This window comes from Nocardioides sp., assembly GCF_004803405.1.
GTDB classification, from domain to species: Bacteria; Actinomycetota; Actinomycetes; order Propionibacteriales; family Nocardioidaceae; genus Nocardioides; species Nocardioides vastitatis.
In genome coordinates this window covers 1-672 of the sequence record NZ_SSXI01000319.1, presented here as the reverse complement: position 1 = coordinate 672, position 672 = coordinate 1, and the positions used below count along the sequence as shown (strand labels likewise).

Sequence of the window (672 nt, the reverse complement as noted above, 5' to 3'; positions counted from 1 at the left end):
ACCCGCCGCGACCTCGTCGCCTGGGCGGTCGCCGAGGCCGCGGCGCTCGGGGTGACGGGTGCGGACGCCCTGGCGCCGTACAGCCGGGCGCTCCTCGAGGGCGAGGACCCCGCGCCCGTCCTGGCCCTACTGCTCCCGCCTCCCGTCGACCACGTCCTGCTACAGGCCGACCTGACCGCGGTGGCCCCCGGCCCGCTCGAGCCCGACCTCGCCCGCCGGATCCAGCAGGTGGCCGACGTGGAGTCTCAGGGCGCCGCGACCGTCTACCGCTTCACGGCCGGCTCGGTCCGACGCGGGCTCGATGCCGGCTGGACGGCGGCCGAGCTGCACGCGTTCCTGCTCGCGGTCTCCCGCACCCCGGTGCCGCAGCCCCTGACCTACCTCATCGACGACGCGGTGCGGACCTTCGGACGGCTCCGCGTCGGCGTGGCCTCCTCCTTCATCCGGTCCGAGGACGAGGCAGCGCTCGCCGAGCTGCTCCGCCATCCCAAGGCCGAGGGGCTCGGCCTGCAGCGGATCGCGCCGACGGTGGTGGTGTCGACCGTGCCGATCGACCTGCTGCTCCAGCGCCTGCGCGAGCTCGGGATGGCGCCGGTCGTCGAGGGGCCCGACGGCGTCGTGCGCGTCCGCGAGACCGAGTCGCTCCGGGCCCGGCCGCCACGCACCCGCGAG

1 protein-coding gene is annotated in these 672 nt (G+C 76.5%); it reads left to right on the top strand.

Annotated elements, in window-relative coordinates:
• Window positions 1–672 (top strand): helicase-associated domain-containing protein (locus tag E7Z54_RS21870; protein ID WP_168798459.1); only part of this gene is annotated, 672 nt, incomplete at both ends.